Below are 24,083 nucleotides of genomic sequence, written 5' to 3' on the forward strand. Positions count from 1 at the left end.
TCAAGGTCCGATGCAGTTGTTGAGGTGCCCGTTGTCGCTCCACGCCCGTTCCGGTGAGCAGTTCCTTCTCTGACCGTGAGGATGGCGCGGGCGAGCAACCCAGGCGGTACGACGGCGATGTGGGTGAGAGATCACCTGGGCGGGCTGTGGCGTGACGAGGACTTCGCCGACTGGTATCCGCGCGACGGCCGTATGGGTCTCTCGCCCGCTCAGCTGGCCACCGTCTGTGTGCTCCAGTTCCTGCTCGGTCTGTCGGACCGGCAGGCGGCCGAGGCGGTTCGCTGCCGCATCGATTTCAAGTACGCGCTGGCCATGGAGCTGGACGATCCTGGCTTCCACCACAGCGTGCTGTCCGACTTCCGCGACCGTCTCGCCGAGGACGGCCGAGCCGACCGTCTCCTCGACCTCGCGCTTGTGCGCCTCAAGGAAGCTGGTCTCGTCCGCGAGCGCACCACCCAGCGCACGGACTCCACCCACGTCCTGGCCGCGGTGCGCGACCTGACCCGGCTGGAACTGGTCACCGAGGCGGTCCGCGCCGCGCTGGAAGAACTGGCCGGCGCAGCTCCGCACCTGCTGGCCGACCTGGTTGACGAGGAGTGGGGGCGCCGCTACGGCCGCCCGGTCCGTCTGGGCAAGAACCCCACCCGCCCCAAGACCAGGATCCTCGCCACCGGAGGCGATGCTGTCCGGCTAATCGAACACCTCGGGCAGCACGGGCCGGAACGCCTGTCCGGTCCCCGCGCCCAGGCTCTGCGGCAGATCATGGTGCAGAACTATTACCGCGACGAGGCAGGCCGCCTGCGCTGGCGCACCGCCGAGGACAGCGGGCTGCCGCCCTCGGCCGTCGCAGTCGTCTCGCCCTACGATCCGACGGCCCGCTACGCGCGCCGCGGACACGTCACCCGCTGGAAAGGGTTGGTCGCACATCTCACCGAGACCCGTGATCCCGACGGCATCAACGTGATCACGGATGTGGCCACCACCGACGCACCGGCTACGACGCGAAGGCTCTGCCTGGCATCCACACCCGGCTCAAGCGCCGCGGGCTGCTGCCCACCAGCACCTGGTCGACGGCGGCTACACCTCCCTGGTTCACCTGGAGCAGGCGGCCCGCGAACACCAGGTCACGGTCACCGGACCACCGGACCGCTGCCGGTCAGCACCACCCGCCAGAACCGCAGGAACAACGGCTTCGGCCGCGACGACTTCCACATCGACTTCGACCGCCGGCAGGTCACCTGCCCGCAGGGCGAGACCAGCGCGGGATGGCACGGCCCCTACCCGACATCCTCGCCCACCGCGGCACCTCTGATCATCGCGCGGTTCACCAAGAGCCAGTGCCGTCCCTGCCCGGTCCGTACCCGCTGTACGACCACCGCCGACAGCGCCCGGAGCGTGGGCTTTCCCCGCGAGAACTCCGTGACCTGCAACTCCGCGTCCGTGTCGAGCAGCAGACATCCGAATGGCAGGCCCGCTACGCGGTCCGCTCCGGCGTGGAAGGCACCATCAACGAGCTTGCCCACGGACACGGCATGCGTCGCTGCCGCTACCGGGGACAGCACAAAGCCCACTTACAGCACGTGTTCACAGCCATCGCCGCAAACATCGAGCGCCTCAGCCGACGGCCGCCGACTGGAGCAGCACCTCCGTCCCGGCTGCCGACAGCCTTCCAGAACTACCTGGACCAGCACGGAATCACCCGGCCGAGGTCTTGGCGGTCCGCCAGAGACTGAGCAGACCTCCAAGATCCCCGACAGAGTCAGCGTCAGGTTCATCCTGGCGGGGCTTCTGCGTGGGGTGACGGCAGTAGTTGACGGCAACGTCAGCGGACGAGTGAGGCGCAGGGTGGCGGTTCGTCGCCGTCGGAGCGTGCCGTCTCGGTGGTCTCCCGCCCCGCTGGCGACGCCCACCGGCCACTCGGCGCGTGGATCCGGGGAGCACGGGTCGGACTATCAGGGAGAAGCCCTTTCGGTCCGACCGTTCAGCAGCAGGCCGGGCGTGCGCCCGAGAGGCCGTCCGGCGGGTTCTGCGGTTCGGCGAAGTCCTCGCTTGTCGGCGAGGTCTCTCCGTCCACGGCGCACTGCATCGCGTACAGGACCGGCTCCGCATCCGGCTCGCGGTCGGCTGGAGAGTCCAGGTCTCGTAGCGCAGGACCGAGCGAGGGGTCACCGTCCCCACCTCCGGTTGGCCACGGCCACCTTCGCGCTCAACTCCTCCGTCGGAGTGGGCGCACGTACGTACTCAGGAGGCACGTCCCACTCCCGGCCACCGCGCGGTGGCTGAAGCCTCCCCGACACGTCGCAGACCCGCGTAGCCGACATCCTGGAACGCTTCGCCCCTTCCTCGTTCCCCTCAGGGCTGCGCCAAGGAATCGCCGCGTTCCGGAGCGGCGGTACCGCAGGGGTGTGAGGGCATCTCTCGCACCTCGACCTGCATCTCGATTTCCACGGGGGCGTCGAGGGGCAGCGCGGCCACACCGACCGCGGACCGGGCGTGCACGCCGCGGTCGCCCAGCACCTTCCCGAGCAGCTCGCTCGCGCCGTTGACGACGCCGGGCTGGCCGGTGAAGTCCGGAGCGGACGCGACGAACCCGACCACCTTCACCACCCGCACGATGCTGTCGAGGTCGCCGACCACGGACTTCACGGCGGCAAGGGCGTTGAGCGCACTGACCGTTGCCAGCTCCTTGGCCTTCTCCGCGCCGACCTCGCTCCCGACCTTGCCCGTGACGGACAGCTCGCCTTGGATCAGCGGCAGCTGACCCGACGTGAAGACATGGGCGCCCGAGCGCACGGCGGGTTGGTAGGTGGCCAACGGCGGTACCACCTCTGGCAGCTTCAGGCCCAGCGCCGCGATGCGCTCCTCCACCACGCCACTCGTGTGGTAGCTGCTCAGCTCCACCAGATTTCCGTCGGGATCGCGGACGTAGACGCTGGTCATGGGGCCGAGAGCGCCCGTTCTCGGTACGGGCCCCTCCTCGACGGCGACGCCCAGGCGCCCGAGTTCCGCCATCACGTCGCCCACCGGCTGATGCACGGTCAGGCAGATGTCGGCGGAGCCCGGCGTGGGCCGGTGGGCCCCGGGCTCGAACTCCTTCCCCGCCCGATGCAGGTTGATCTTGCTGGAGCCGAAGGTGAGCGCCCGCCGCCCGCCGCCGAAGGTCACGGCCCGCATACCGAGGACGCGGGTGTAGAAGTCCGTCGTGGCGTCAAGGTCACGCACGACCAGGACGATGTGATCAAAGTGGTCCACGCGCATGGATGCCTCCTGTGGGTGGCTTCGGTTCTCGGATGCGACGGGCTCGGCGGAGCGCGGCATTGACGCATCATCGGGTCGTACCGTACAAAGATACACCGTGCTGCAAAATGGCACGGACTCACTCCGGCACGTCAACGTAGGGGTAACGTGACTTCTTCAGCCGGCGCCTCCACCGGCGCCTACGATCCGGGCACGTACCGGGGATCGCGGTTCCACACATCGGTGGAGCACTTCCGCACCGGCTCCGACACGCCGCGCGACTACCTGGAGCGTTGCCTCGCGAGGATCGCCGAACTCGAGCCGAGCCTGCGGGCATGGGTCGTGATCAACGAGGCGGGCGCCCGCGAGCAGGCCGACGCGAGCACGCGTCGTTACCGCAGGGGCGAGCCGCTCTCGCCCGTCGACGGGATGCCGATCGGCATCAAGGACGTGCTCGAGACGAAGGACATGCCCACCCAGTACGGGTGTGCCGCGTATGCGGGGAACTTCCCGAAGCGCGACAACGCCGCGGTGTGGGCGCTGCGGCAGGCGGGCGCCGTCCTGGTCGGCAAGACCGTCACCACCGAGCTGGCGGGCCCGGAACCGGGCCCGACGGCCAACCCGTTCCACTCCGGGCGCACGCCCGGCGGATCATCGTCCGGCTCGTCGGCCGCGGTCGGAGCGGGGATGGTGCCCGCCGCGATCTCCACACAGTCCGGCGGATCGCTGCTGCGGCCGGCGAGCTATTGTGGCAACTGGGGTCTGAAGCCGTCACGCGGGGCCATCAACCGCGGTGAACGGCAGACCGCGAGCACCACGGCCCACGGCGTGGTGGCGGCATGCCCCGAGGACATGTGGCGCGTGGCGATCGAGGTCGCCCGCCGAGCGGGGGGCGACCCCGGGTGGCCGGCGCTGCGCGGCCCCTCCGCGCCACCGGCGCCGCAGCAGCCCCTGACCCTCGCCGTCATGGAGACCGACGGCTGGAGCCGTCTGGACGATCGGAGCCGGGAAGCGTTCGAGCGGGTCGTACGACAGGTCGAGGCCCGCGGAGTGACGGTGCTGCGGCGCGGTGACGAGCATCTGCTCGAACGATTCGAGCAGGCCCTGACCGGGGCGGCCGAACTGACCAACCTGATCCTCGCCCGCGAGCACCTCTGGGCCCTGCGCGACCTGATCGAGACTCACCCGGACCGTGTCACCGCGCGCAGCAGGCGCTTCTTCGTCGAGGCGCCGGAGAGACTGGGGGCCGAGGGCTACGAGCGCGCGCTGCAGGACCGCGAGATCGCGCAGGCGGCGTTCGGGCGTCTCGCCACGGTCGTGGACGCCGTGGTCGCCCCGACGTCCACCGGGCCTGCCCCGGAGCGCTCCGGTGGCGCCGGCGCGGAACCGGCGGATCGGTGGCCGACGGGAGACCCGGTGTTCAGTACCCCGAGCTCGCTTCTGGGAGCCCCGGCGGTGAACGTTCCGCTCATGGCGGTGGACGGGCTGCCGTTCGGGCTGCAGGTCATGGGGCAACCGGGCACCGATGCCCGTCTGGTGGCCCTCGCGCGCTGGCTGGACGGAGCGGTCGAGCCGGTGACGGTGTGACGCGGGCGGCCGCCCGCCCCGGCCACCCGCGTCACCACACCGCACCAGGGGCGGGCGTGGCTCCCCGCCCGCTCATATCTCCAAGCCCCCTCGCTCGACCAGCTGGCGCGCGACGATGGTGCGCTGGATCTCGTTGGTGCCCTCGCCGACGATCATCAACGGGGCATCGCGGAAGTAGCGTTCGACGTCGAACTCGGTCGAGTAGCCGTATCCGCCGTGGATGCGGACGGCGTTGAGGGCGATCTGCATGGCCGTCTCGGAGGAGAACAGCTTCGCCATCCCCGCCTCCATGTCCACGCGGCGCCCGGCGTCCGCCTCCCGCGCCGCGTACAGGGTCAGCTGCCGGGCAGCGGTCAAGGACGTCGCCATGTCGGCCAGGTAGTTGCCGATCGACTGGTGCTTCCAGATCGGTTTGCCGAAGGACTCACGTTCCTGGGCGTAGGCCAGCGCGTCCTCCAGCGCCGCCCGGCCGACCCCGAGCGCGCGGGCGGCGACCTGCAGCCGGCCGGTCTCCAGGCCCTTCATCATCTGCGGGAAGCCCTGGCCTTCCGTACCGCCGAGCAGAGCGTCCGCCGGTGCCCGGTAGTCCTCGAAGGACAGCTCGCAGCTCTCCACTCCCTTGTAGCCGAGTTTGGGCAGGTCCCGGGAGACCGTCAGCCCCGGCCCGTGCTCGGCCAGGAGGACGGAGATGCCCCGGTGGGCGGGTACGGCCTCGGGGTCCGTCCTGCAGAGCAGGGCGATCAGCTGCGAGCGGCGGGAGTTGGTGATCCAGGTCTTGGTCCCGTTGACGGTATAACCGTCGCCGTCCCTGCGGGCGGTCGTGCGCATCGCCTGGAGGTCCGAGCCGCCGCCGGGCTCCGTCAGGGCCATGGTCGCCCGGATCTCCCCCGTGGCCATCCCGGGCAGGTAGCGGCGCTTCTGCTCCTCGGTGCCGAAGCGGACCAGGAGTTTGGCCACGACCGTGTGGCCGCCCATCGCACCGGCCAGGCTCATCCACCCGCGGGCCAGCTCTTCGGTGACCAGCACATAGCAGGGGAGGGAGACGGGGGAGCCGCCGTACTGCTCGGGGACCGCGAGGCCGAAGATGCCGAGCTGCTTCATCTGCTCGATCAGGGCTTCGGGGTAGGCGTTGGCGTGCTCCAGCTCGCGCACCACCGGTCTGACCTCTTTGTCCACGAAGTCATGCACGGTGCGGACGATGAACCGCTCGTCCTCGGACAGGGCGTCAAGACTGCTCATGGTGTGTGCTCCTGGCGGTGAGGCGTGGTCAGAGGATGCGGTCGGCCCTGAGGCCCTGGATGTCGGCCGGGCCGTATCCGAGTTCGGCGAGGAGGGCGTCGTTGTGCTCGCCGAGGGCGGGGACGGCACCCATGCGCGGTGTCACGCCCGCCAGGTCGGCGGGGGGCAGCAGGGCGGGCACCAGAGTCCCACCGGGCAGCGGCACGTCCCGCCAGCGTCCTCGTGCGGCGAGCACGGGGTGGGCGAGGAAGTCCGCGACGGTGTTGACCGAGGCATGGGCGATGGCGGCCTCGTCCAGCAGCCGCATGGCCTCGGCGCTGTCCGTCCGCGCGAACCGCCGGGCCAGCACCGCGTTCAGTTCCTCGCGGTGGGTGACGCGTGCCGGGACGGTGGCGAAGCGCGGATCGTCGACCAGGCCAGGGGCGTCCAGGAAGCGTGTGCACAGCGCGTCCCACTCGTGTTCGCTCTGCACGGCGAGCAGGACGTCCTTGCCGTCGGCGCAGGTGTAGGCGCCGTAGGGGGCGATGGTGGCGTGCTGGGTGCCGACCCGCGGGGGCTGGATGCCGCCGAAGCGGGTGTAGTACGCGGGCTGCCCCACCCACTCCGCCAGCGCCTCGAAGAGCGACACCTCCACCGGCCGTACGGCGCCGCTGGTCGCCCTGGCGAACAGCGCGGTGAGGACGCCCGAGTAGGCGTACATCCCGCAGGCGATGTCGGCGATGGAGATGCCCACCCGTGCGGGCTCGTCGGGGCTTCCGGTGAGGGAGACGAGCCCGGTCTCGCACTGCACCAGCAGGTCGTACGCCTTGCGGTCCGCCCAGGGGCCGGTGCTGCCGTAGCCGGTGATGGAGCAGGGGATCAGCGACGGGAAGCGCTCGCCCAGCGCGTCCGACCCCAGGCCCATCCTCGCGGCCGCTCCCGGTGCCAGGTTCTGCACGAACACATCGGCCCGGCCGAGCAGCCGTTCCAGGACGCGGCGTCCCCGCCGGGTCTTCAGGTCGAGCGTCAGTGATTCCTTCGAGCGGTTGAGCCAGACGAAGTAGCTGGACTCACCGTGCACGCTCGCGTCGTAGCGACGGGCGAAGTCGCCGCCCTGCGGGCGCTCCACCTTGATCACACGGGCACCGAGGTCGGCGAGCTGCCGCGTGGCGAAGGGAGCCGCCACCGCGTGCTCGAGGCTGACGACCGTGATGCCGGACAGGGGGAGAGGTGCTGTGTGCTCGGGCATGCGCTGGCCTCCAGGCGGGTCCGGCGGAATGGGTACGAAGGAACCCGGCACCATCATGAGCACTTATGGCACCCTGAGTGAAATACCAAATGCTGATGAAGTCATGCCGGGTACAGATGGTGCGGAGCGAGGGGAGAGCCGTGGACGTGAAACAGCTCAAGGCGGTCGTCACCGTCGCCGAGGTGGGGAGCGTGACCCGGGCCGCGGAGCTGCTGCACCTGGTGCAGCCCGCCGTGACACGGCAGATCCGCACCCTTGAACAGGAGCTCGGCGTGCCGCTGTTCGAGCGGACCCGGCTGGGCATGCGCCCCACCAGGGCCGGCTCGATCATGGTGGACCGGGCCCGGCGGGCGCTGGACGAGCTGGAGCGGGCCCGTATCGAGGTACGGCCGGAACCCGGGGCCGTCACGGGCATCGTCACCGTCGGCCTGCTCGAGAGCACCACCGATCTGCTGGCCGAACCCCTCGTCTCCGCCCTCGCCGAGGAGCACCCCGGTATCGAGCTGCGCCTGATGACCGGCTACTCCGGCCACCTCCAGCGGTGGCTCGACGAGGGGGACCTCGACCTGACGCTGCTGTACAACCTGGACGGGACCCCGTCGCTCAACACCCGGCCGCTGGTGCGCGAGCGCCTGTGGGTGGTCGCGCCGCCCGCCGCCGGCCTGACGGCGGATCACCCCGTGACCTTCGCCGAGGCGGCCGGCCATCCGCTGGTCCTCCCCGCCTCGGGGCATGCCCTGCGCGTCCTCATCGACGGTGCCGCGGCGCGCGCGCAGGCGGACATGACGGTTGCCGTCCGGACCAACTCCCTGCGGCTGCAGAAACAGCTCGTACGGGCGGGACACGGCTGGACCGTCCTGCCGGGAGTGGGAATCGCCGAGGACGTCGCGAACGGCACACTGAGCGCCGCGCCGCTCACCGGGCCGGAGGTGTGGCGTTCGGTCGTCCTCGCGACCCCGAGGGCCCGCCGGACGCCGCCCGCCGTGGAGGTCGTCGTCCGGGAACTCGTACGGCAGACCGGTGCGGTCGTCCATGGGGACGGATGGCCGTCCGCGGAGCCTCAGTGGGAGACCGACGACGCCGCGTGACCCCGGATCCGGCATGCGGATGACCTATATAGGTATCACATATTGGCATTATTCACTCTCATTCATCACGGCACATGATGTAGGGAGGAGCGAGCCGCCGCTCGCCAGGTCACCCTGATGAGAGGAAGACGCAGATGTCCGCATCCCTCGTCTCCTACGTGGAGTCGTGGCATCCCGAACCGGTCACCGACCGCGACGCCCTGTCGCCCGTCCCGGTGGCGGCCCTGTCGGCTCTGCTGGACCTCCCTCACCCCGCCGCCGGGGCCGGAGAGCCGCTGCCCCCTCTGTGGCAGTGGCTCTACTTCCTCGACTGGGCCCCGCAACAGGACCTCGGCCCCGACGGACACCTCCGTGAGGGCCGCAGCCTGCCGCCCGTCCCCAGCAGGCGGCGCATGTTCGCCGGCGGACGGTGCGAGATCATCGAGCCCCTGCGGCTCGGCGAGGCGGCCGAGCGCACCGGAACCGTGGCCGCCGTCACCCCCAAGCTGGGCCGCAGCGGTGAGCTGCTGTTCGTCACCGAACGTCAGGAGTTCCGGCAGCGCGGCCGCCTCTGCGTCGTGGAGGAGCAGGACATCGTCTACCGGTCCGGCGACGGCGACGCGGCCCGTCACACCGCCGCACCCGACGTCTCGGCCGTACCGGAGCCGCGGGGATCCTGGCAGCTGCGTCTCCGGCCGGTCGAGACACTGCTGTTCCGGTTCAGCGCCCTTACCGCGAACGCCCACCGCATCCACTACGACGCCCCGTACGCGCGGGAGGTGGAGGGATACCCGGGTCTCGTGGTCCACGGTCCGCTGCTGGCGCTGCTCATGCTGGACCTGGTCCGCGTCAGCGCCCCGGAGCGGCGGGTACGGTCGCTGTCCTACCGGCTCCACCGGCCGGCGTTCACCGGCGAGCACCTCCTCGCCCACGGCACGGCCACCGCGGACGGGGCCCGGCTGCACATCGCCACCCACCGTGAGGCCCGGCACGCCACGGCGGAGGTGACCTTCGCGTGAGCCGCCCGCACGGGAAGCGCGTCGGCGCCGCACGAACCCTGCTCTTCGTCCCCGGCGACCGGCCCGACCGCTTCGCCAAGGCCGCCTCCTCCGGCGCCGACCTCGTCGTCGTGGACCTGGAGGACGCCGTCGCCCCGGGCGGCAAGGACACCGCCCGCGGCCATGCCGCTGCCTGGCTGGCCCGCGGACGCACGGCCGTCGTCCGGATCAATCCGCCCGGCACACCCTGGTTCGAGGAGGACCTGGCGACCGTGGCCGAGCACGGCTGCCCGGTCATGGTGCCCAAGGCGGAGGACCCGGCGGTGCTGGCGGAGATCACCTGCCGTCTGGCCGGCCGCTCCTCGCTGATCCCGCTGATCGAGACGGCGCTCGGCATCGAGCGGGCCCTCGAGGTGTGCTCCGTCCCCGGGGTCGTGCGCGCCGCCTTCGGCAACGTCGATCTGGCAGCTCAGCTGGGCGTCGCGCCGGACGACCGGGACGCTCTCGCCCATGCCCGTTCGCGGTTGGTGCTCGCCTCGGCGGCGGCCGGTATCCACCCGCCCCTCGAGGGTGTCACCACCGCCGTGCGCGATGCAGGCGCCCTCGACGCCGACACCGCGCACGCCCGGCGCCTGGGCTTCACCGGAAAACTGTGCATCCACCCCGCCCAGGTGCGGCCCGTCGCCGACCGTTTCGCGCCCACCGCCGACGAACTCCGCTGGGCGCGCCGCGTCCTCGGCGCCGGCGAGTCGGTCACGGCGGTCGACGGGGAGATGATCGACCAGCCGGTTCTCACCCGCGCGAGCGGCATCCTGGCCCGAGCGGCGTCGGCGCACACGGAGCCCGAGGTCCTTCGTACGGCTCAGTACCGGGACGACTGCTCGGACCTCGGCCCGATGTAGCCGTCGGGCAGCCAAAGCCTCGGGCAGCCATAGCCGTCGGGCAGCCATAGCCGTCGGGCAGCCGTCAGACGGAGGCGCGCGCCAGGGCTTCGTCGGCGGAGACCGGAAGCTCGAACCACACGGTCTTGCCACGTCCGCTGGGCGAGTTGCCCCATGCGGACGCGAGCGCGGAGACGATGAGCAGACCCCGGCCGCCCTCGGCCTGGTCCTCCAACCGGGGCAGGGTCACCGGCTCGGCCGGACGGGGGTCGCTGTCGCGCACCTCCACCCGCAGAAAGGTGTCGTACCGCCGCACGTGGACATGGACGTCGCTGTCCCCGTGCACCAGGGCGTTGGTGACGACCTCCGAGGCGAGCAGCTCAGCGGTGTCGGCCAGGTCGGACAGATGCCACGCGGCCAGCCAGGACCGCAGCCGCTCCCGTACACGGTGGACGCCGCGAAGGTCGCGGCGCTGGATGGCGTACTGGCGCACATTGGCCCGTGCTTCGTGCCGGGGGCCTTCGTAGCGCAGGAGCAACAGGGCGGCATCGTCACGGCGGGAACGCGGTCCCAGGGTGGTGCCGATGATCCGGTCGGCGAGTGTCTCCAGTTCCCCGTACGCCGTGCCGGCGGTGGGGTGGTCCAGCGCGTGGGCGAGGTCGGTGTCGGTGTGCGCCAGCCCGTCGGTGTAGAGGGCGATCAGGGTACCGGGCCGCAGGGGGACGTCGGTGGCCCGGTAGTCGGGGTTGTCCTGGACGCCGAGGGGGACCCCGATGTCGACCGCCGCCCGCAGGGGGTGGCCGTCGGCGGTGCGCAGGGAGGGCGGAGGACCGCCGGCGGCCGCGATGCGGATCGTTTTCCCTGCGGGGTCGAGCAGCACGCAGCAGCACCTGGCGAACAGGCCCGTCTCCAGGTCGAGGAGGAGCCGGTTGGCGCGGCACAGCACCGTGACGGGATCGTGCCCCTCCGTGGCGTAGGCACGTACCGCGCTGCGCAACTGGCCCATCACCACGGCCGCCGTCGTGTTGTGGCCCTGGACGTCCCCGACCACCGCGGCCACGCTGCCGTCGGCCAGGCTGACCAGGTCGTACCAGTCGCCGCCGAGATCGGTCCCGTCCACGGCCGGTACATACCTGCTGGTGGCGAGGACCCCAGGGGGCTGGGGCAGCATGCGTGGCAGCAGAGTCTGCTGCAGCTTCTGGGCGAGCTCGTACTGCGCGTCGTACAGCCGGGTGCGTTCGTAGGTCTCACCCAGGAGGGTCGACAGGGCCATGAGCACCGCCTGGGCGTCGGTGACGTCCGGGCTGCCGGCGCCGAGCCCCAGCGCACCCACGCCCACGACGCGATCGCTGGTCATCAGCGGCAGCACCACCCAGGTGCAGTCGCCGTCACCGGTGTCGGTCCGCCGCGTCTCCAGCAGCCTGCCGCGTGCGGCCTCGCTCGTCCCGGGCAGGACGAGACGGCGCCGCTGAGCGATGGCGTCGGTCTCCGGGGCGCTTCTGCTCAGGGGCAGGCCGTCGAGCGAGCGCAGATACTCCCGTGAGCAGCCCGACGCACCCACGAGCCGCAGCCGGTCCGATTCGATGAGGCACATGGAGACCGCCCGCGCCCGGAAAGCGGCCGTGACGTGTGCGAGCACCCGGGTGGTGGCCTCCCTCGTGTGCGTCGCCGCGGTCAGGACAAGGGCGAGTTTGTGCAGGTGGTAGACGAGCGGGGCGGTGCGCGGGGCGAACAGGCCGAAGGGCGGCGCGTCCGTGTCGGCCCGCGGCGGTTCGGCGGAGACGACCAGGGGCAGCGGGGCCGGCGCCATCGACACGCCCTTGGCCTCGAAGTCGTGCAGCCGGCGCGCGAGCAGATCCGCCGTACGGAGCAGATAGGCCCTGTCCTCGTCGGGCAGGGCGCGGTGGGGCTCGGGCCAGAAGGCGGTGAGGGTTCCGAACCGGCGTGACCCGTGGTGCAGTGGCACGGCCGTGATCGTGGAGGGGAAGGAGATGGAGATCGCCAGCGAGACCGCCACTTCCGGGTGCTTGGCCTGGATGTCGAGAGAACGGCGGGTGGTCACGTCGCCGGACCGGTAGGCGGCCGCGGAGGCGTAGATGTCGTCGTCGAGCGCGACGCGCTCGAGAGCGGCCACGCCGAGCGGTGACACGGCCAGCACGGCGGCGTCCAGTGTCGGTGTGGTCTCCGCGGGCAGGTAGACGGCGACCGACGACGCCTTCAGGTCATGCAGGCACCGCCGGACGATTTCGGCCAGTGCTTCGTCCCGCTCCGCCAGACCGGAGGGGCGAAGCGGCGAGCTCAGGGCCTCGGGGGGATCCGTGGCATCCATGCGCCGACGAACCGCGCGGCGGACGCCACCGCGGTTCTCCTTTCTCCTTCAGGTCAGCGTAGCGCCGGGGGCGCGTCCTCCGCGCTCCCGCGACGGCCGTCCCGCTGCTTACCGGGGCCGTCGTGCGACCGGGTGGCGAGCGGCACCCGGCCGGGCGGGCGGACCGTGCGCGAGCCGGCCGCGGTCCACGGGAAGCGTCCCGTCCGCAGCGACGCCGGATGCCCATGCGGCGGGTGCGTCGCATGGGCATCGCGCGGAGGCGACCGCGCGTCGGTGAACCCGGCTCACCGCGGTCGAGGGGAGCGGGCGGAGCTCAGCCGAGTCCGGCCATCAGATCCGTCAGCAGGGTGGCGACGCCTTCGGGCGCCTCGACGTGGTAGTGGTGGCTTCCCAGGTCGACGGGCACCATGCGGATCCGCCCGCCGTATCGGTCGACGGCTTCCTGGGAGAGGATGGAACGCACCGCGAACACCGTGATCGGCTGCTTGGCCTCGGCCAGGGCGGCGTCCATGTCCCAGTGCACCAGGCCCTCGATCGAGCGCAGGCCCGCGGGCTGGCGCACGGCCACCATCTTCTCGAAGTAGGCGTCCTTCAGTGCCTCGTCGGTGCCGGCCGGCGACCCGGCTTCGACCAGGCCGCGTACCGCGGAGCCGAAGTCCTCGTGGAAGGGCCGCAGGAGCGCCTCGGTCGTCTTCTCGTCCTGGGCGGGGAAGAGCGCGAGGTAGTGCAGGGCGTCGAGGGCGACCACCTGCGTGACCGTCTCGGGGAGTATCCGGCCGGCCTCGACGGCCACCGCGCCGCCGAGGGAGTGCCCGATCACGACGCAGCCGGTCACCGACTCGGCCGCCAGCACGGCCTCGACGTCGTGGGCGAACTCTCTGATCGTCCAGACCTCGCGGGTGGAGCGGGACTCGCCGTGCTCGGCGAGGTCGATCGCGAGGACGCGGATGTGCTCCGGAAGGTGTCGCGCGATCGCTCCGAAGTCGGTGCGGTTGCAGCCCCAGCCGTGGACGAAGGCCATGGTGGGGCCGGTGTCCGGACCGCTGACCGTGTACCGGATCGTCGTGTCGTTCCCGCGCCGGACCTCACGGTCGGCGCTCTTTCTGTTCGTCATCGGGTTTCCTCTCGGCTTCGTGCGGGCGGGAGGTCTGGCTTCGCGGCTGGAGAATTCGGTGTCACAGGGCCCGGTGGTACTGGACCGGCCAGGCCGCCGGGTCGCCGGCGCGGTCGCGCAGGGCGAAGTAGGGGTCACGGAGCAACGCGCGGCCCACCAGGACGGCGTCCGCCCGGCCGTCGGCCACGACCTTTCTGGCGAGGGTGAGGTCGGCGATCTGCCCGACCGGGGCCACGGGGAGGCCCGACGCCTTCTTCAGGGTGTGGGCAGACCCTACGTTGACTCCGTCCTCCTGTGGAGGGCGGGCTTCCAAGTCCCGGACCAGCACGCCGGACGAGACGTCGAGGAGGTCGATGTCCGCTGCCGCCAGCTCCTTGGCGAAGGCCGCCGCCTCGTCGACGGTAATGCCGTTCTCCATCCAGTCCGTCGCGGTGATGCGGACGAAGACGGGCTTGCCGTCCGGGAATGCCTCGCGGACGGCGCGGGCCACGCGCAGCGGAAGACGCATGCGGTTCTGCAGGCTTCCGCCGTACTCGTCCGTGCGGTGGTTGGACAGCGGGGAGAGGAACTGGTGCAACAGGTATCCGTGCGCCGCGTGGAGCTCGACGATCTTGTATCCCGCCAGATGGGCCATCCGGGCCGACTGTGCGAACGCCTCGACCACTTCGTCCAGGTCGGCGTGGGTGGCTTCCCGTGGAGTGCTCAGGTCGCCGAAGGGAATCGGCGACGGCGCGATGAGGTCCCAGCCGCCGTCGTCCGCACGCACCGGGCCGTTCTGCCCCTCGCCCACCCAGGGCACCCGGTGTGACCCTTTCCTGCCCGCGGCCAGCAGCTGAACCGCGGGGACGGCACCGCGCCCGGCGATGAACGAGGTCAGGCGCCGGTGCGCGGCGGCCTGGTCCTCGTTCCAGATCCCCAGGTCGGAGGCTGTCGTCCGGTGCAGCGGACCGACGGCATTGGACTCGACCATGACCAGGCCCACCCCGCCCACGGCACGGGAGCCGTAGTGCACGAGGTGCCAGTCGGTCGGCTTCCCGTCGGTTCCCGCGGCGTATTGGGCCATGGGGGACATCCACACGCGGTTGGGGATCGTGACGTCCCGGATCCGCAACGGGGTCGTTTCCGGGCCCGCAAGTTCTGTGCTGGACACGCTGGACTCACTTTCTCACGCAGTGCGTATGACCGTAGTACGGCATATTGACAGCACCGTACCGCAGCATGATACTCCGTGCCAATCCGCGGTCCACTACGAAGGAAAGAGGCCGACGTGTCAATCGACAAGCACACCGTCACGGCCGAGCAGGCCCAGGACGGCGCCCGCCCGGCCGCGATGGGCCGTCAACAGAAGAAGGCGATCTTCGCCGGCGCGCTGGGGAACGCCGTCGAGTACCTGGACTGGGGGATCTACGCATCGCTGGCCCCGGTCTTCGCCGGCCAGTTCTTCCCCAAGGGCAATCCCGCCACGGCCTTCCTGTCCACGCTGGCGATCTTCGCCGTGGGATTCTTCATGCGTCCGCTCGGCGGCCTCGTCCTGGGCGCCTATGCCGACCGGTACGGCCGCAAGAAGGCCCTCACGGTGACCATCAGCCTGATGTCGTTCGGCGGACTCGCCATCGCCCTCTCACCCACCTATGAACAGGTCGGCGTGTTCGCCCCCTTGCTGCTCCTGGTGGCCCGGCTCGTCCAGGCCTTCTCGGCAGGCGGGGAGTGGCCCAGTTCCGTGTCGTACATCGTCGAGAACGCGGGTCCGGGACGGCGGGCGTTCGCCGGGTCCTTCCAGCAGGTGTCGACGGCGACCGGCATCCTGCTGGCCTCGCTGCTCGCCCTCGCCATGACCTCCGTGCTGAACGGCGAGCAGATGGAGACGTTCGGCTGGCGGATCGCCTTCGCGATCGCCGCTGCCCTGGGCCTGGTCGTCCTGTGGCTGCGAGTCCGCACGGAGGAGAGTCAGCACTTCGACGACGCGGCGCGGCGCGGCGCGACGCACCGGCCGGTCGCCACGCTGTTCGCCCAGCACAAGCTGAGCATGCTCCGCGTGGTGGGGATCACCGTTCCCGGCACGGTCACCTATTACCTGTGGATCACCAACATGCCGGGCTACGCCAGCACCACCAACGGCCTCGACCTGGAGAAGGCGCTCCTCGCGAACTCCCTCGCGGTCATCCTGTTCATCGTCCTGCTGCCCTTCGGCGGGATCATCTCCGACCGTCGCGGCAGACGCCCCACCTTCATGTTCTTCCTGGTCGGTTTCGCGCTCTTCGCATGGCCCGCCTATGCCCTGCTCGACGGCGGCGGCTTCTGGACGCTGCTGCTGGTGGAAGCGGTCGGCGTCGTCCTGCTCGTCGGCAGCTCGGCGAACCTGGCCGCCGTCTACGCCGAACTCTTCCCCACCTCGGTGCGCACGACCGGAACCGGACTTCCCTACGCGACGGCCGTCGCGCTGTTCGGCGGCACCGCACCGTACTTCACCTCCTGGCTGGCCGGCATGGGACACCAGGACAAGATCTGGATCTACATCGTCGCCTCGGCCCTGATCGGCATGGTCACGATCATGACGATGCCGGACGGCGCCAAGAAGGGATCACTCGACTGATGCATGCGACACACGAGGCGCCCACCGGGCAGCAGCCGTGGCAGTGGGACGAGGCCACATGGCGGGGACACGCCGAGCGCGTCCGTGCCGGGCGTGACCTCACACCGCCGAGGTGGCCCCACGGAGCCCGGGCGGCCGTGGCGCTCTCCTTCGACGCCGACCACGAAACGATCCCGCTGCGCGACGGGGAAACCTCCCCCGGCGCCCTGGCCGCGGGAGAGTTCGGGTCGCGTGTGGGATCGCGCCGGATCCTCCGGCTTCTCGACGAATTCCGGATCCCGGCCACGTTCTTCATCCCCGCGGTGTCCGCGCTGCTCCACCCGCGGGAGGCCAAGGACTACGCCGCGGCGGGTCACGAGATCGGTGCGCACGGCTGGATCCACGAGCGGAACGCGCTGTTGAGCCCCGAGGACGAGCGCCTCCTGACCCGGCGCAGTCTGGACGTCCTGGAGAACCTCGTCGGTCAGCGGCCGACCGGGATCAGAACGCCGAGTGCCGACTTCTCCGACGCCACGGTGGAGATCCTGCGGGACCTGGGATTCAGGTACGACTCGTCACTCATGGCCGACGACATGCCCTACGAGATCCTCTTCCGGGGCCGGCCCACGGGGCTCGTGGAAGTGCCCATGGAGTGGATACGTGACGACGCGCCGTACTTCATGATGACGCGGTACGGCCCCTACCGGCCCTACATGGCACCCCGTGACTGGGTCGAGATCATGAAGGACGAGTTCGACTCGGCCTACGCCGACGGGGCCGTCTTCCAGCTGGTGTGCCATCCGCACATCATCGGCCACCGTTCGAGGATGCTCATGCTGCGCGAGCTGGTCGAGCACATGAAGGCGCACGACGGCGTGTGGTACGCCACGCACGGTGAGATCGCCGACCATGTACGGCTCTCGGCGGGCCTGGACGGCTAGGCGAGGGCGCCCCCGCAGCGGTCAGGCGGATGAGATCAGTGAGCTGACCTCATCCGCGGCCTCGACGACCCGCCGTGCCAGGGCTTCCTCCTGCGTGTCGTCGTAGCGCATCTGCGGGATGGAGAGGGTGATTCCCGCGACGGGGTTTCCGGGTGAGTCGGTGATGGCGGCGGCGATGGACGCGACGTGCGGACGGAACCACCCCGACACGTGGGCGGCGTACCCGCGCCCGGCCGCCCGCGCGACCTCCTCGCGGATCTCCTCGGGGCCCGGAACGGGAGCGTTGGCGAACTCCTTGAGCTCTCGCTTCAGCAGTTCGTCCACGTCACCGGGCTCCAGGTGCGACATGATCGCGACACCCGCCGACGTGGCCCGCAGCGGCACCCGCGTACCGACATCGAGGGAGACGCGGACCACCTGTGTGCTCTCCTGGGTCGCGACGATGACGTAGTCCTCCCCGTCGCGCAGGCCCAGGTGGACGGTTTCGTCGGTGTCCTCGGCCAGGCGCTGGACGACGGGCATCGCCAGATCGCGAAGGTCCTGCTCTCCGGCGGCTCGCAGACCGATGGCCAGGGCCTTCATCGTCACGCCCCAGCGCGCTTGCTGCCGGTCGACGATGCGCAGCCATCCCGCCTGCTGGAGGGTGACCAGGCACCGCTGGACCGAGCTCTTCGGTATCTGCGTCACGCGTGCCAGCTCCGAGACACCGATCGGCTGGCGCATGGACACCTCTTCGAGGACGCGCAGTGTGCTGAGAACGCTGTTCATCGACCTGATGCCGCTGCTCGACCTGTCCTGCGCGGTCACGTCTCCCCCGCCTCTTCGCCTGGTCACGAGTGGACTGTGATCCTAACACTCATAGCACGGGCATCTCGCATGGCGGCACAGGTGCTGGCCACAGCGCTCTCAAGTGGACTACAATTCGGCACGTCGTGCCATATTACAGAACGGAGTGTCATGGACCTGACTATCGTGGGAGACGTCGTCGTGTCCGGGCTGCCAAGGCGTCCGACGGTGGAGCCGGCTCGACCGGGCGACTCGACCTTCGGACTCCTGAAAGCCGGTGATCTGACGATCGGCAACCTGGAAGTACCCCTGACGCAGTCCGGCGTGCGGGCGGAGAAGCTGGTCGCGATGCGGGCGCCGGCGTCGGGCGCGGCCGAACTGGCGGAGCTCGGCTTCGATCTCGTCTCGCTCGCCACGAACCACGCTCTGGACTGGGGGGTCGCCGGCATGCGCGACACCGTGCGTGCGCTGGACTCCGCGGGAGTCATGCACGCCGGGTTCGGGGAGTCGGCCGCGGAGGCGAGCCGGCCGCGTGTGGTGTCCGTCGGCGACAGCACGCTGGCCTTCTTCAGCTTCTGCTCGGCCCTTCCGCTCGGCTACAACGCCACCACGGACCGGGCGGGAATCGGTGCGATCCGTGTGCGCCAGAGCTTCGAGTTCGACAGCACCTTCCTGGACGAGACGCCCGGCACGCCGCCCTTCGTGCACTCCAGCGCCCATGAGCCGGACGTCAGGGCCGCGGAGACCGTGATCCGCGAGGCCAAGGAGCGCCATGACGTCGTCGCCGTCGCCCTGCACTGGGGCGTGCCCTTCTGCTATCTGCCCGATGTCCAGGGGCCGCTGGCGCAGTACCAGCGTCCGCTGGCACGGCGGCTGGTCGAGGCGGGTGCGGACCTGATCATCGGCAGCCATCCGCACTGCCTGCACCCGGTCGAGTACTACCGCAACGGACTCATCCTGTATTCGACCGGCAACTTCGTCTTCGACTGGTGTGACGGCTGGGGTCCGGATTCCATGGCCGTGAAGGAGGACGCCCACCCCGCACCGCCCTACCGGCCGGCGTTGCTGCGGGGCCCGTGGTACGAGAGCGCGGTGTTCCATGTGCGGCTGGACGGGACCGGGGAGCCGGGTCTGCGTCTCGAACCGATCGAACTCGACGCGGACAGCCAGCCGGTCATCCCCCGGCCCGAGGTCGCGCGGTCGATCCTCACCCGGTTCGCGGAGGCGTCGAAGGAACTCGATCCCTCGGTCACGGTGGACGCCGACGGATCGGTCCGGCGTCGGGCGGCGGGCGCATCTGTGCCGTAATGCAGAACGCCGTGCTATTGTGCAGAACGATAAGGGGTACGCCAGCCCAGATCGCGTCGATACGCGCCCGGAAGAGGGGTCGTCGCAGATGCCCAGCCCTGTCGCCAAGCCGTCCGACTACGAGTCGTTCCCCTATGCGGAACGCGGGGTCGACTTTCCGGCCGTCGAGTTGTGTGACCCCGGCCACCGGCGCAGCACCTTCGCCGCCGCCCTGGACGAGGCGCAGACGGCACGGGTCGATCGGCTGCTCGCGGACAACGTGATCATCAGTTTTCACGAGCATCCGCAGATGCTTCCCGCCGACCCGGCGGAGACCTTCCCGTATCTGCGGACCAAACGGGAGTTCACGGCCTTCGGTGAACTGCGCACGTCCGGCCTGACGGCTCTCTTCGACAACCTGTTCGGTGCCATCGGGTCCACGACACCGTCGGGCTGGAAGTGGGACGACCTGACCACGGCGCTCGGCATGCGCCTGGCGGACCTGGCACACCAGGACGGTGTGGTGGTCGCCCGGACGGTCCAGGACATCCTCGACGCCGAACGCGGCGGCGACCTCGCCTTCGTCCTGGGCACCGAGTCCGCCGGCGCCATCGAGAACGAGCTCGACCGCATCGACGTGCTCTACGGATTCGGCATCCGGCAGATGGGCCTGGTCTACGCCGACTCCAACACGCTGGGCGGCGGACAGAAGGAGCCGCGTGACGCGGGTCTGACGACGTTCGGCCGCCGGGCCGTGCGGCGCATGAACGCCCTCGGCATCCTGATCGACGTGTCCCACGCCGGTGACCGGACCTCCTTGGACGCGATCGAGGCGTCGTCCAAGCCGGTCGCCATCACCCACGCCGGCGCCCGCGCGGTCTGGCCCACCCCGCGGATGAAGTCCGACGACGTTCTGAAGGCATGCGCCGAACGAGGAGGCGTCCTCGGTATCGAGGCGGCCCCGCACACCACGGTCTCCAGGAGCCATCCGCGGCACACGATCGAGTCCGTGATGGACCACTTCCAGTACGCCGTCGACCTGATGGGTATCGAACACGTCGCCTTCGGACCGGACAGCTTCTACGGCGATCACGTGGGCTTCCACCACGCGACGGGTGCGAACCTCGGCCTCACGGCCATGACGGACCCCGGCGACGTCAGCTACGAGCGGGTTGCCCATGTCGACGGCATGGAGAACCCGAGCGAGACCTTCCGCAACGTCGCCGGGTGGCTCGTCGAGCACGGCTACAGCGACAGCGACATCAAGGCCGTCCTGGGCGGCAATATTCTCCGACTGCTGAATGAGGTGTGGCGATGACCGATATCACCGAGCGCATCAAGGACGAGTACGACAGAAACCTGACCCTGGTCACGGACCTCTCGCACACCATCCACGCCACGCCCGAACTGGCCTTCGAGGAACACCGGACGGCGGCGTCGCTCATCACGGTTCTCCAGGACAACGGCTTCACGGTGGAGATGGGCGTGGCCGACCTGCCGACGGCGTTCGTGGCCTCGGCGGGCTCCGGTGACCTGGCGTTCGGCCTGTGCGCGGAGATGGACGCGCTCCCCGACATCGGTCACGGCTGCGGCCACAACGTCATCGCCGCGGCCTCCGTGGGCGCCGCGCTGGCGCTGGCCCCGTTCGCCGACGAACTGGGGCTGACGGTGCGGGTCTTCGGCACCCCGGCCGAAGAGAGCGGGACGGGCAAGGAAATCATGGTGAACCGGGGCGTCTTCGACCGGACCCACGCGGCCATGATGGCGCATCCGCAGCTGAAGGACGTGGTCACGCCGCACCTGCGCGCCTCGCTGTCCTGGCGGATCACCTACACGGGACGCGGAGGCCATGCGTCGCGGCCGTGGAAGGCGCTCAACGCAGCCGATGCGACAGTGGTCGCCCAGACCGCCATCGGACTGCTGCGCCAGCAGTTGCAGGACGGTATCCGGGTGCATCACCTCGTCCGGGACGCCGGGGCGGCTGTCAATGTCATCGCCGACCGTGCCGTGGTCGACTGCATGATCCGCTGTGACACGATCGCCGAGGTCGAGGAGGTCTGGGAGCGCGTACGACGGTGCTTCGACGCCGGGGCCGTCGCCACCGGGACCGAAGTGGAGTACGAACTGCTCCCCTCCGTCTACCGCGAGTTCCGCCACGACCAGGATCTGGCCGCCCTCTTCGAGGAGAACGCCCGGGCCCTCGGCAGGACCTTCCCGGACTACCCGGACGGCAAGATGTTCGGCTCGACCGACATGGGCAACGTCTCGCTGCGGATCCCCGCACTGCACCCCATGCTGTCCTTCGCGGACCTCCCGGCCGAGTCCGGGAACCACACCGCCGCCTTCGCGGCGGCCGCCGGCGGCCCGCAGGGCGACCGGTTCGTCCGTGACGCGGGCCTGGCCATGGCGCTCACCATCGCGGACGCCGCACAGTCCGAGCCCGTCCGCGCCCGGCTGCTGGGCTCCTGACGCCGCCCGGAGCCCACGGACGTGATCAAAAGACCCGGTGCCGGACATCGCAAGCCTGCACCGTATTACGGTATTACCGTAATCTACCCAACGATGGAGGAGTCCCCATGACCAAGGCCGAGGGCGCACAGCAGTACATCGACGAGATGGTGCGGAAGCGGGGCTATGTCCTCGACTACCACAAGGTGATGGCCCAGCACGACTTTCCCGTGCTGCAGGCCGCCAATGGCCTCGTCGGCGCCGCCTATCTCGATCAGCGCACGCTGGACCGCCGGACGAAGGAGCTCATCTTCATCGTCAGCCTCACGGTGATGCGTGCCGCGAAGGGGCACATCCAGAGCCACATCAGGGTCGCTCTCGACCTGGGGGTCACTCCCCAGGAAATCCTCGAAGCGATCGAGATCAGCCTGCCCGAAGCCGGAATCGTGGCCTTCCAGGCCGGGTTCGACGCCTGGTGCGAGGTCGTGGGCGCGGACGGGCTCGAGCCGACCGTGAAGGCGCACGAAGGGGGTTCGGGCGCCGCCGCCTGACGCCCTTCCGGAAACCGGCGGCACCCGCGCCGATCACCACGCCGACGGCGCCCCCGAAGACTCCGCGCCGGGGCCGCCGGTTTCCCCTCCTATCCGGGACCGACAACGAAACGAGACCTGACATGACGGACACAGTTGCCTTCATCGGCCTGGGCGCCATGGGCCGACCGATGGTCCGCAATCTGGCACGTTCCGTGCCGGTGGCGGTGTACGACGCGGACCCCGCGGCGCTCGACGCGGCCGCCCGATTCGACGGCGTGGCGGCGCTGGGCAGTCCGAACGATGCCGCCGGCGCCGGTGTCGTGGTCCTGATGCTCCCCAACAGCACGATCGTGGAACGTGTGCTCGGGGACCCGAAGGACCCCGACAGCCTCGCCGGCCGTCTGGATCCGGGCACGCTCGTCGTCGACATGGGCTCTTCGGCACCCCGCGTCACGCAGCAGCTGGCCGAGCAGCTGCGGGAACGCGGGGTGGGGATGGTCGACGCGCCGGTCTCCGGTGGTCCGCGCAAGGCCGCCACGGCGGAGCTGACGATCATGGCGGGTGGTCCCGCCGACGACTACGAGCGTGCGCTTCCGCTCCTGCGCGCGATGGGCACGTCGGTGACGCACGTCGGCCCTGCCGGGTCCGCGCACGCCTTGAAGGCACTCAACAACCTGCTGTCGGCCATCGGTCTGGTCGGTGCGCTCGAAGTCCTCACCGCCGGAGCCAAGTTCGGACTGGATCCCCGGACCATGCTCGACGTCATCAACCGGTCCACCGGACGCAACCAGTCGACCGAGGTCAAGATCGGACCGGAGGTGCTGGACGGACGGTTCCGGGTGGGGTTCTCGCTCCCGCTGACCGTCAAGGACATCACCACCGCCCTGGACCTGGCGACGTCACTGGACCTGTCCCCCGAGGTGTCACAGGCCTGCGTCGAGGTCTGCCGGGCCGCACTCGCCGGCCTCGACGGCGAGAACCCGGACCAGTCCGAGATCGCCCGCCATCTGGCGCAGGTGACGGGTGTCGACCTGACCCGGCGGTGAGACCGCTGCGGTGACCTGCCCGCCGGAGGTGCCGTATGACCGTATGATGGCCCGGTATCGGCAAAGCGGACGGGAGGTGTCGCATGGCACGGCAACGGGTGGAGCGTGTGGCCGCGCCACTGCGTACCCAGGTGCTGGAAGTGCTCCGTCAGGACATTCTCGCCGCGGAGTTCGCGCCGGGGGAACGGCTCGTCGAGGCGCGGCTGTGCGCCCGGTACGAGGTCTCCCGAACCGTGATCCGTGAGGTCCTGCGGCAGTTGGAGTCCGAAGGACTCGTGACCATGGTGCCCCACCGCGGCCCGGTCATCACCGAACTGACGGCCTCCGACGCCGAGGCGCTCTACGAGGTGAGATGCGCGTTGGAGGGCCTGGCCGGGGCCCTGTTCGCCGAGCGGGCCACGCCGGAACAGCGGCAGCGGATGGGCGCGGTGGTCGACCGGTTCTCCCGCACCTACCGCGAGGCCGACCTGAGGCAACGGCTCGCGATGAAGGACGAGTTCTACGACATCCTCATCGCCGGAGCGGGCAACCCGATCGTCGAATCGACCCTGCGCGGCATCCATGCCCGCGTGCAGATGCTCCGCGGGCTGTCCCTGCAGGCGGAAGGGCGGGAGCCGGAGACGGTCCGCGAACTCACCGCCATCCACCGAGCCGCCGCCGTGCGCGGTGATGCCGACGCCGCGCGTGCGGCGTGCGAGACCCATGTCCGCAAGGCCGCTGCCACCGCGCTGGCCCAGCTCGCCGCACAGCTCTCCGGGGACGAAGGAACCGACGTCGGCTGAGCCGGGGG

General features: G+C 70.4%; 21 protein-coding genes and 3 pseudogenes. 14 read left to right on the plus strand and 10 right to left on the minus strand.

What is annotated here, in order from left to right:
- Window positions 1-192 precede the first annotated feature (192 nt).
- Window positions 193-309 (plus strand): annotated as a pseudogene (locus AC5L3C_RS23920) (transposase family protein); the annotation flags it as partial.
- Between the two features lie 968 nt (window positions 310-1,277).
- Here AC5L3C_RS23920 and AC5L3C_RS23925 read toward each other — a convergent pair.
- Window positions 1,278-1,523: a hypothetical protein gene (locus AC5L3C_RS23925; protein WP_493654206.1), complete on the minus strand. Its 246-nt coding sequence runs from the start codon at window positions 1,521-1,523 to the stop codon at window positions 1,278-1,280.
- Here AC5L3C_RS23925 and AC5L3C_RS23930 point away from each other — a divergent pair.
- Complete coding sequence (locus AC5L3C_RS23930; protein WP_493653994.1) at window positions 1,425-1,733, plus strand: transposase; 309 nt, start codon at window positions 1,425-1,427, stop codon at window positions 1,731-1,733. The two genes, AC5L3C_RS23925 and AC5L3C_RS23930, sit on opposite strands and share 99 nt — an antisense overlap.
- 290 nt (window positions 1,734-2,023) lie before the next feature.
- Here AC5L3C_RS23930 and AC5L3C_RS23935 read toward each other — a convergent pair.
- The 3 genes and pseudogenes from AC5L3C_RS23935 to AC5L3C_RS23945 form a co-directional block, all read right to left on the minus strand.
- A pseudogene (locus AC5L3C_RS23935) lies at window positions 2,024-2,178 on the minus strand (DUF7848 domain-containing protein); the annotation flags it as partial.
- Window positions 2,179-2,352: 174 nt separating this feature from the next.
- Complete coding sequence (locus AC5L3C_RS23940; protein WP_493653995.1) at window positions 2,353-2,895, minus strand: RidA family protein; 543 nt, start codon at window positions 2,893-2,895, stop codon at window positions 2,353-2,355.
- Between the two features lie 9 nt (window positions 2,896-2,904).
- A pseudogene (locus AC5L3C_RS23945) lies at window positions 2,905-3,318 on the minus strand (VOC family protein); the annotation flags it as partial.
- 87 nt (window positions 3,319-3,405) lie between these two features.
- Here AC5L3C_RS23945 and AC5L3C_RS23950 point away from each other — a divergent pair.
- Entirely contained in the window at window positions 3,406-4,824 is a 1,419-nt protein-coding gene (locus tag AC5L3C_RS23950) for an amidase (protein WP_493650763.1), read from the plus strand.
- Between the two features lie 72 nt (window positions 4,825-4,896).
- Here AC5L3C_RS23950 and AC5L3C_RS23955 read toward each other — a convergent pair whose 3' ends face one another.
- Entirely contained in the window at window positions 4,897-6,063 is a 1,167-nt protein-coding gene (locus AC5L3C_RS23955) for an acyl-CoA dehydrogenase family protein (protein ID WP_493650764.1), read from the minus strand.
- Between the two features lie 28 nt (window positions 6,064-6,091).
- Window positions 6,092-7,291, minus strand: a complete 1,200-nt coding sequence (locus AC5L3C_RS23960) for a CaiB/BaiF CoA transferase family protein (RefSeq protein ID WP_493650765.1) — start codon at window positions 7,289-7,291, stop codon at window positions 6,092-6,094.
- A 146-nt stretch (window positions 7,292-7,437) separates the two neighbouring features.
- Between AC5L3C_RS23960 and AC5L3C_RS23965 the strand changes: the two genes are divergently transcribed.
- The 3 genes from AC5L3C_RS23965 to AC5L3C_RS23975 all read left to right on the plus strand — a co-directional run bounded on the left by AC5L3C_RS23965 (window position 7,438) and on the right by AC5L3C_RS23975 (window position 10,258).
- Window positions 7,438-8,379 carry a LysR family transcriptional regulator gene (locus AC5L3C_RS23965; RefSeq protein ID WP_493650766.1) on the plus strand — a complete coding sequence of 314 codons (942 nt, stop codon included), beginning with the start codon at window positions 7,438-7,440 and terminating at the stop codon, window positions 8,377-8,379.
- A 134-nt stretch (window positions 8,380-8,513) separates the two neighbouring features.
- Window positions 8,514-9,377 (plus strand): HTD2 family dehydratase, encoded by an 864-nt coding sequence (locus AC5L3C_RS23970; RefSeq protein WP_493650767.1) that lies wholly within the window; start codon window positions 8,514-8,516, stop codon window positions 9,375-9,377.
- Window positions 9,374-10,258 carry an HpcH/HpaI aldolase/citrate lyase family protein gene (locus tag AC5L3C_RS23975; RefSeq protein WP_493650768.1) on the plus strand — a complete coding sequence of 295 codons (885 nt, stop codon included), beginning with the start codon at window positions 9,374-9,376 and terminating at the stop codon, window positions 10,256-10,258. The genes AC5L3C_RS23970 and AC5L3C_RS23975 overlap by 4 nt, the downstream gene beginning before the upstream one ends.
- Before the next feature lie 64 nt (window positions 10,259-10,322).
- Here the strand turns inward: AC5L3C_RS23975 and AC5L3C_RS23980 are convergent, their stop codons facing one another.
- The 3 genes from AC5L3C_RS23980 to AC5L3C_RS23990 form a co-directional block, all read right to left on the minus strand.
- On the minus strand, window positions 10,323-12,566 hold the full coding sequence (locus AC5L3C_RS23980) for an ATP-binding SpoIIE family protein phosphatase (RefSeq protein ID WP_493650769.1): 2,244 nt from the start codon (window positions 12,564-12,566) through the stop codon (window positions 10,323-10,325).
- 313 nt (window positions 12,567-12,879) lie between these two features.
- Window positions 12,880-13,680, minus strand: a complete 801-nt coding sequence (locus tag AC5L3C_RS23985; protein ID WP_493650770.1) for an alpha/beta fold hydrolase — start codon at window positions 13,678-13,680, stop codon at window positions 12,880-12,882.
- Window positions 13,681-13,741: 61 nt separating this feature from the next.
- Window positions 13,742-14,830, minus strand: a complete 1,089-nt coding sequence (locus tag AC5L3C_RS23990; RefSeq protein ID WP_493650771.1) for an NADH:flavin oxidoreductase/NADH oxidase — start codon at window positions 14,828-14,830, stop codon at window positions 13,742-13,744.
- 117 nt (window positions 14,831-14,947) lie between these two features.
- Here AC5L3C_RS23990 and AC5L3C_RS23995 point away from each other — a divergent pair, with 117 nt between their 5' ends.
- Together AC5L3C_RS23995 and AC5L3C_RS24000 are read left to right on the plus strand one after the other, a co-directional pair.
- Window positions 14,948-16,273, plus strand: coding sequence for an MFS transporter (locus AC5L3C_RS23995; protein ID WP_493650772.1), 1,326 nt, complete (start codon window positions 14,948-14,950; stop codon window positions 16,271-16,273).
- Window positions 16,273-17,193 carry a polysaccharide deacetylase family protein gene (locus AC5L3C_RS24000; RefSeq protein WP_493650773.1) on the plus strand — a complete coding sequence of 307 codons (921 nt, stop codon included), beginning with the start codon at window positions 16,273-16,275 and terminating at the stop codon, window positions 17,191-17,193. The genes AC5L3C_RS23995 and AC5L3C_RS24000 overlap by 1 nt, the downstream gene beginning before the upstream one ends.
- 21 nt (window positions 17,194-17,214) lie before the next feature.
- Here the strand turns inward: AC5L3C_RS24000 and AC5L3C_RS24005 are convergent, their stop codons facing one another.
- Entirely contained in the window at window positions 17,215-18,027 is an 813-nt protein-coding gene (locus AC5L3C_RS24005) for an IclR family transcriptional regulator (protein WP_493650774.1), read from the minus strand.
- A gap of 123 nt (window positions 18,028-18,150) precedes the next feature.
- On the opposite strand from AC5L3C_RS24005, the gene AC5L3C_RS24010 reads away from it, so the two are divergent.
- From AC5L3C_RS24010 to AC5L3C_RS24035, 6 genes are all read left to right on the plus strand, one after another.
- On the plus strand, window positions 18,151-19,287 hold the full coding sequence (locus AC5L3C_RS24010) for a CapA family protein (RefSeq protein ID WP_493650775.1): 1,137 nt from the start codon (window positions 18,151-18,153) through the stop codon (window positions 19,285-19,287).
- An 88-nt stretch (window positions 19,288-19,375) separates the two neighbouring features.
- Window positions 19,376-20,584, plus strand: coding sequence for a dipeptidase (locus AC5L3C_RS24015; RefSeq protein WP_493650776.1), 1,209 nt, complete (start codon window positions 19,376-19,378; stop codon window positions 20,582-20,584).
- Window positions 20,581-21,735: a M20 family metallopeptidase gene (locus AC5L3C_RS24020; RefSeq protein ID WP_493650777.1), complete on the plus strand. Its 1,155-nt coding sequence runs from the start codon at window positions 20,581-20,583 to the stop codon at window positions 21,733-21,735. The genes AC5L3C_RS24015 and AC5L3C_RS24020 overlap by 4 nt, the downstream gene beginning before the upstream one ends.
- A gap of 107 nt (window positions 21,736-21,842) precedes the next feature.
- On the plus strand, window positions 21,843-22,265 hold the full coding sequence (locus tag AC5L3C_RS24025) for a carboxymuconolactone decarboxylase family protein (RefSeq protein WP_493650778.1): 423 nt from the start codon (window positions 21,843-21,845) through the stop codon (window positions 22,263-22,265).
- 122 nt (window positions 22,266-22,387) lie between these two features.
- A complete protein-coding gene (locus tag AC5L3C_RS24030; protein ID WP_493650779.1) occupies window positions 22,388-23,293 on the plus strand; it encodes an NAD(P)-dependent oxidoreductase in 906 nt (301 codons plus the stop codon).
- Window positions 23,294-23,376: 83 nt separating this feature from the next.
- Window positions 23,377-24,075, plus strand: coding sequence for a GntR family transcriptional regulator (locus AC5L3C_RS24035; protein ID WP_493650780.1), 699 nt, complete (start codon window positions 23,377-23,379; stop codon window positions 24,073-24,075).
- Window positions 24,076-24,083: the final 8 nt, after the last annotated feature.

The organism is Streptomyces speibonae, assembly GCF_984686075.1.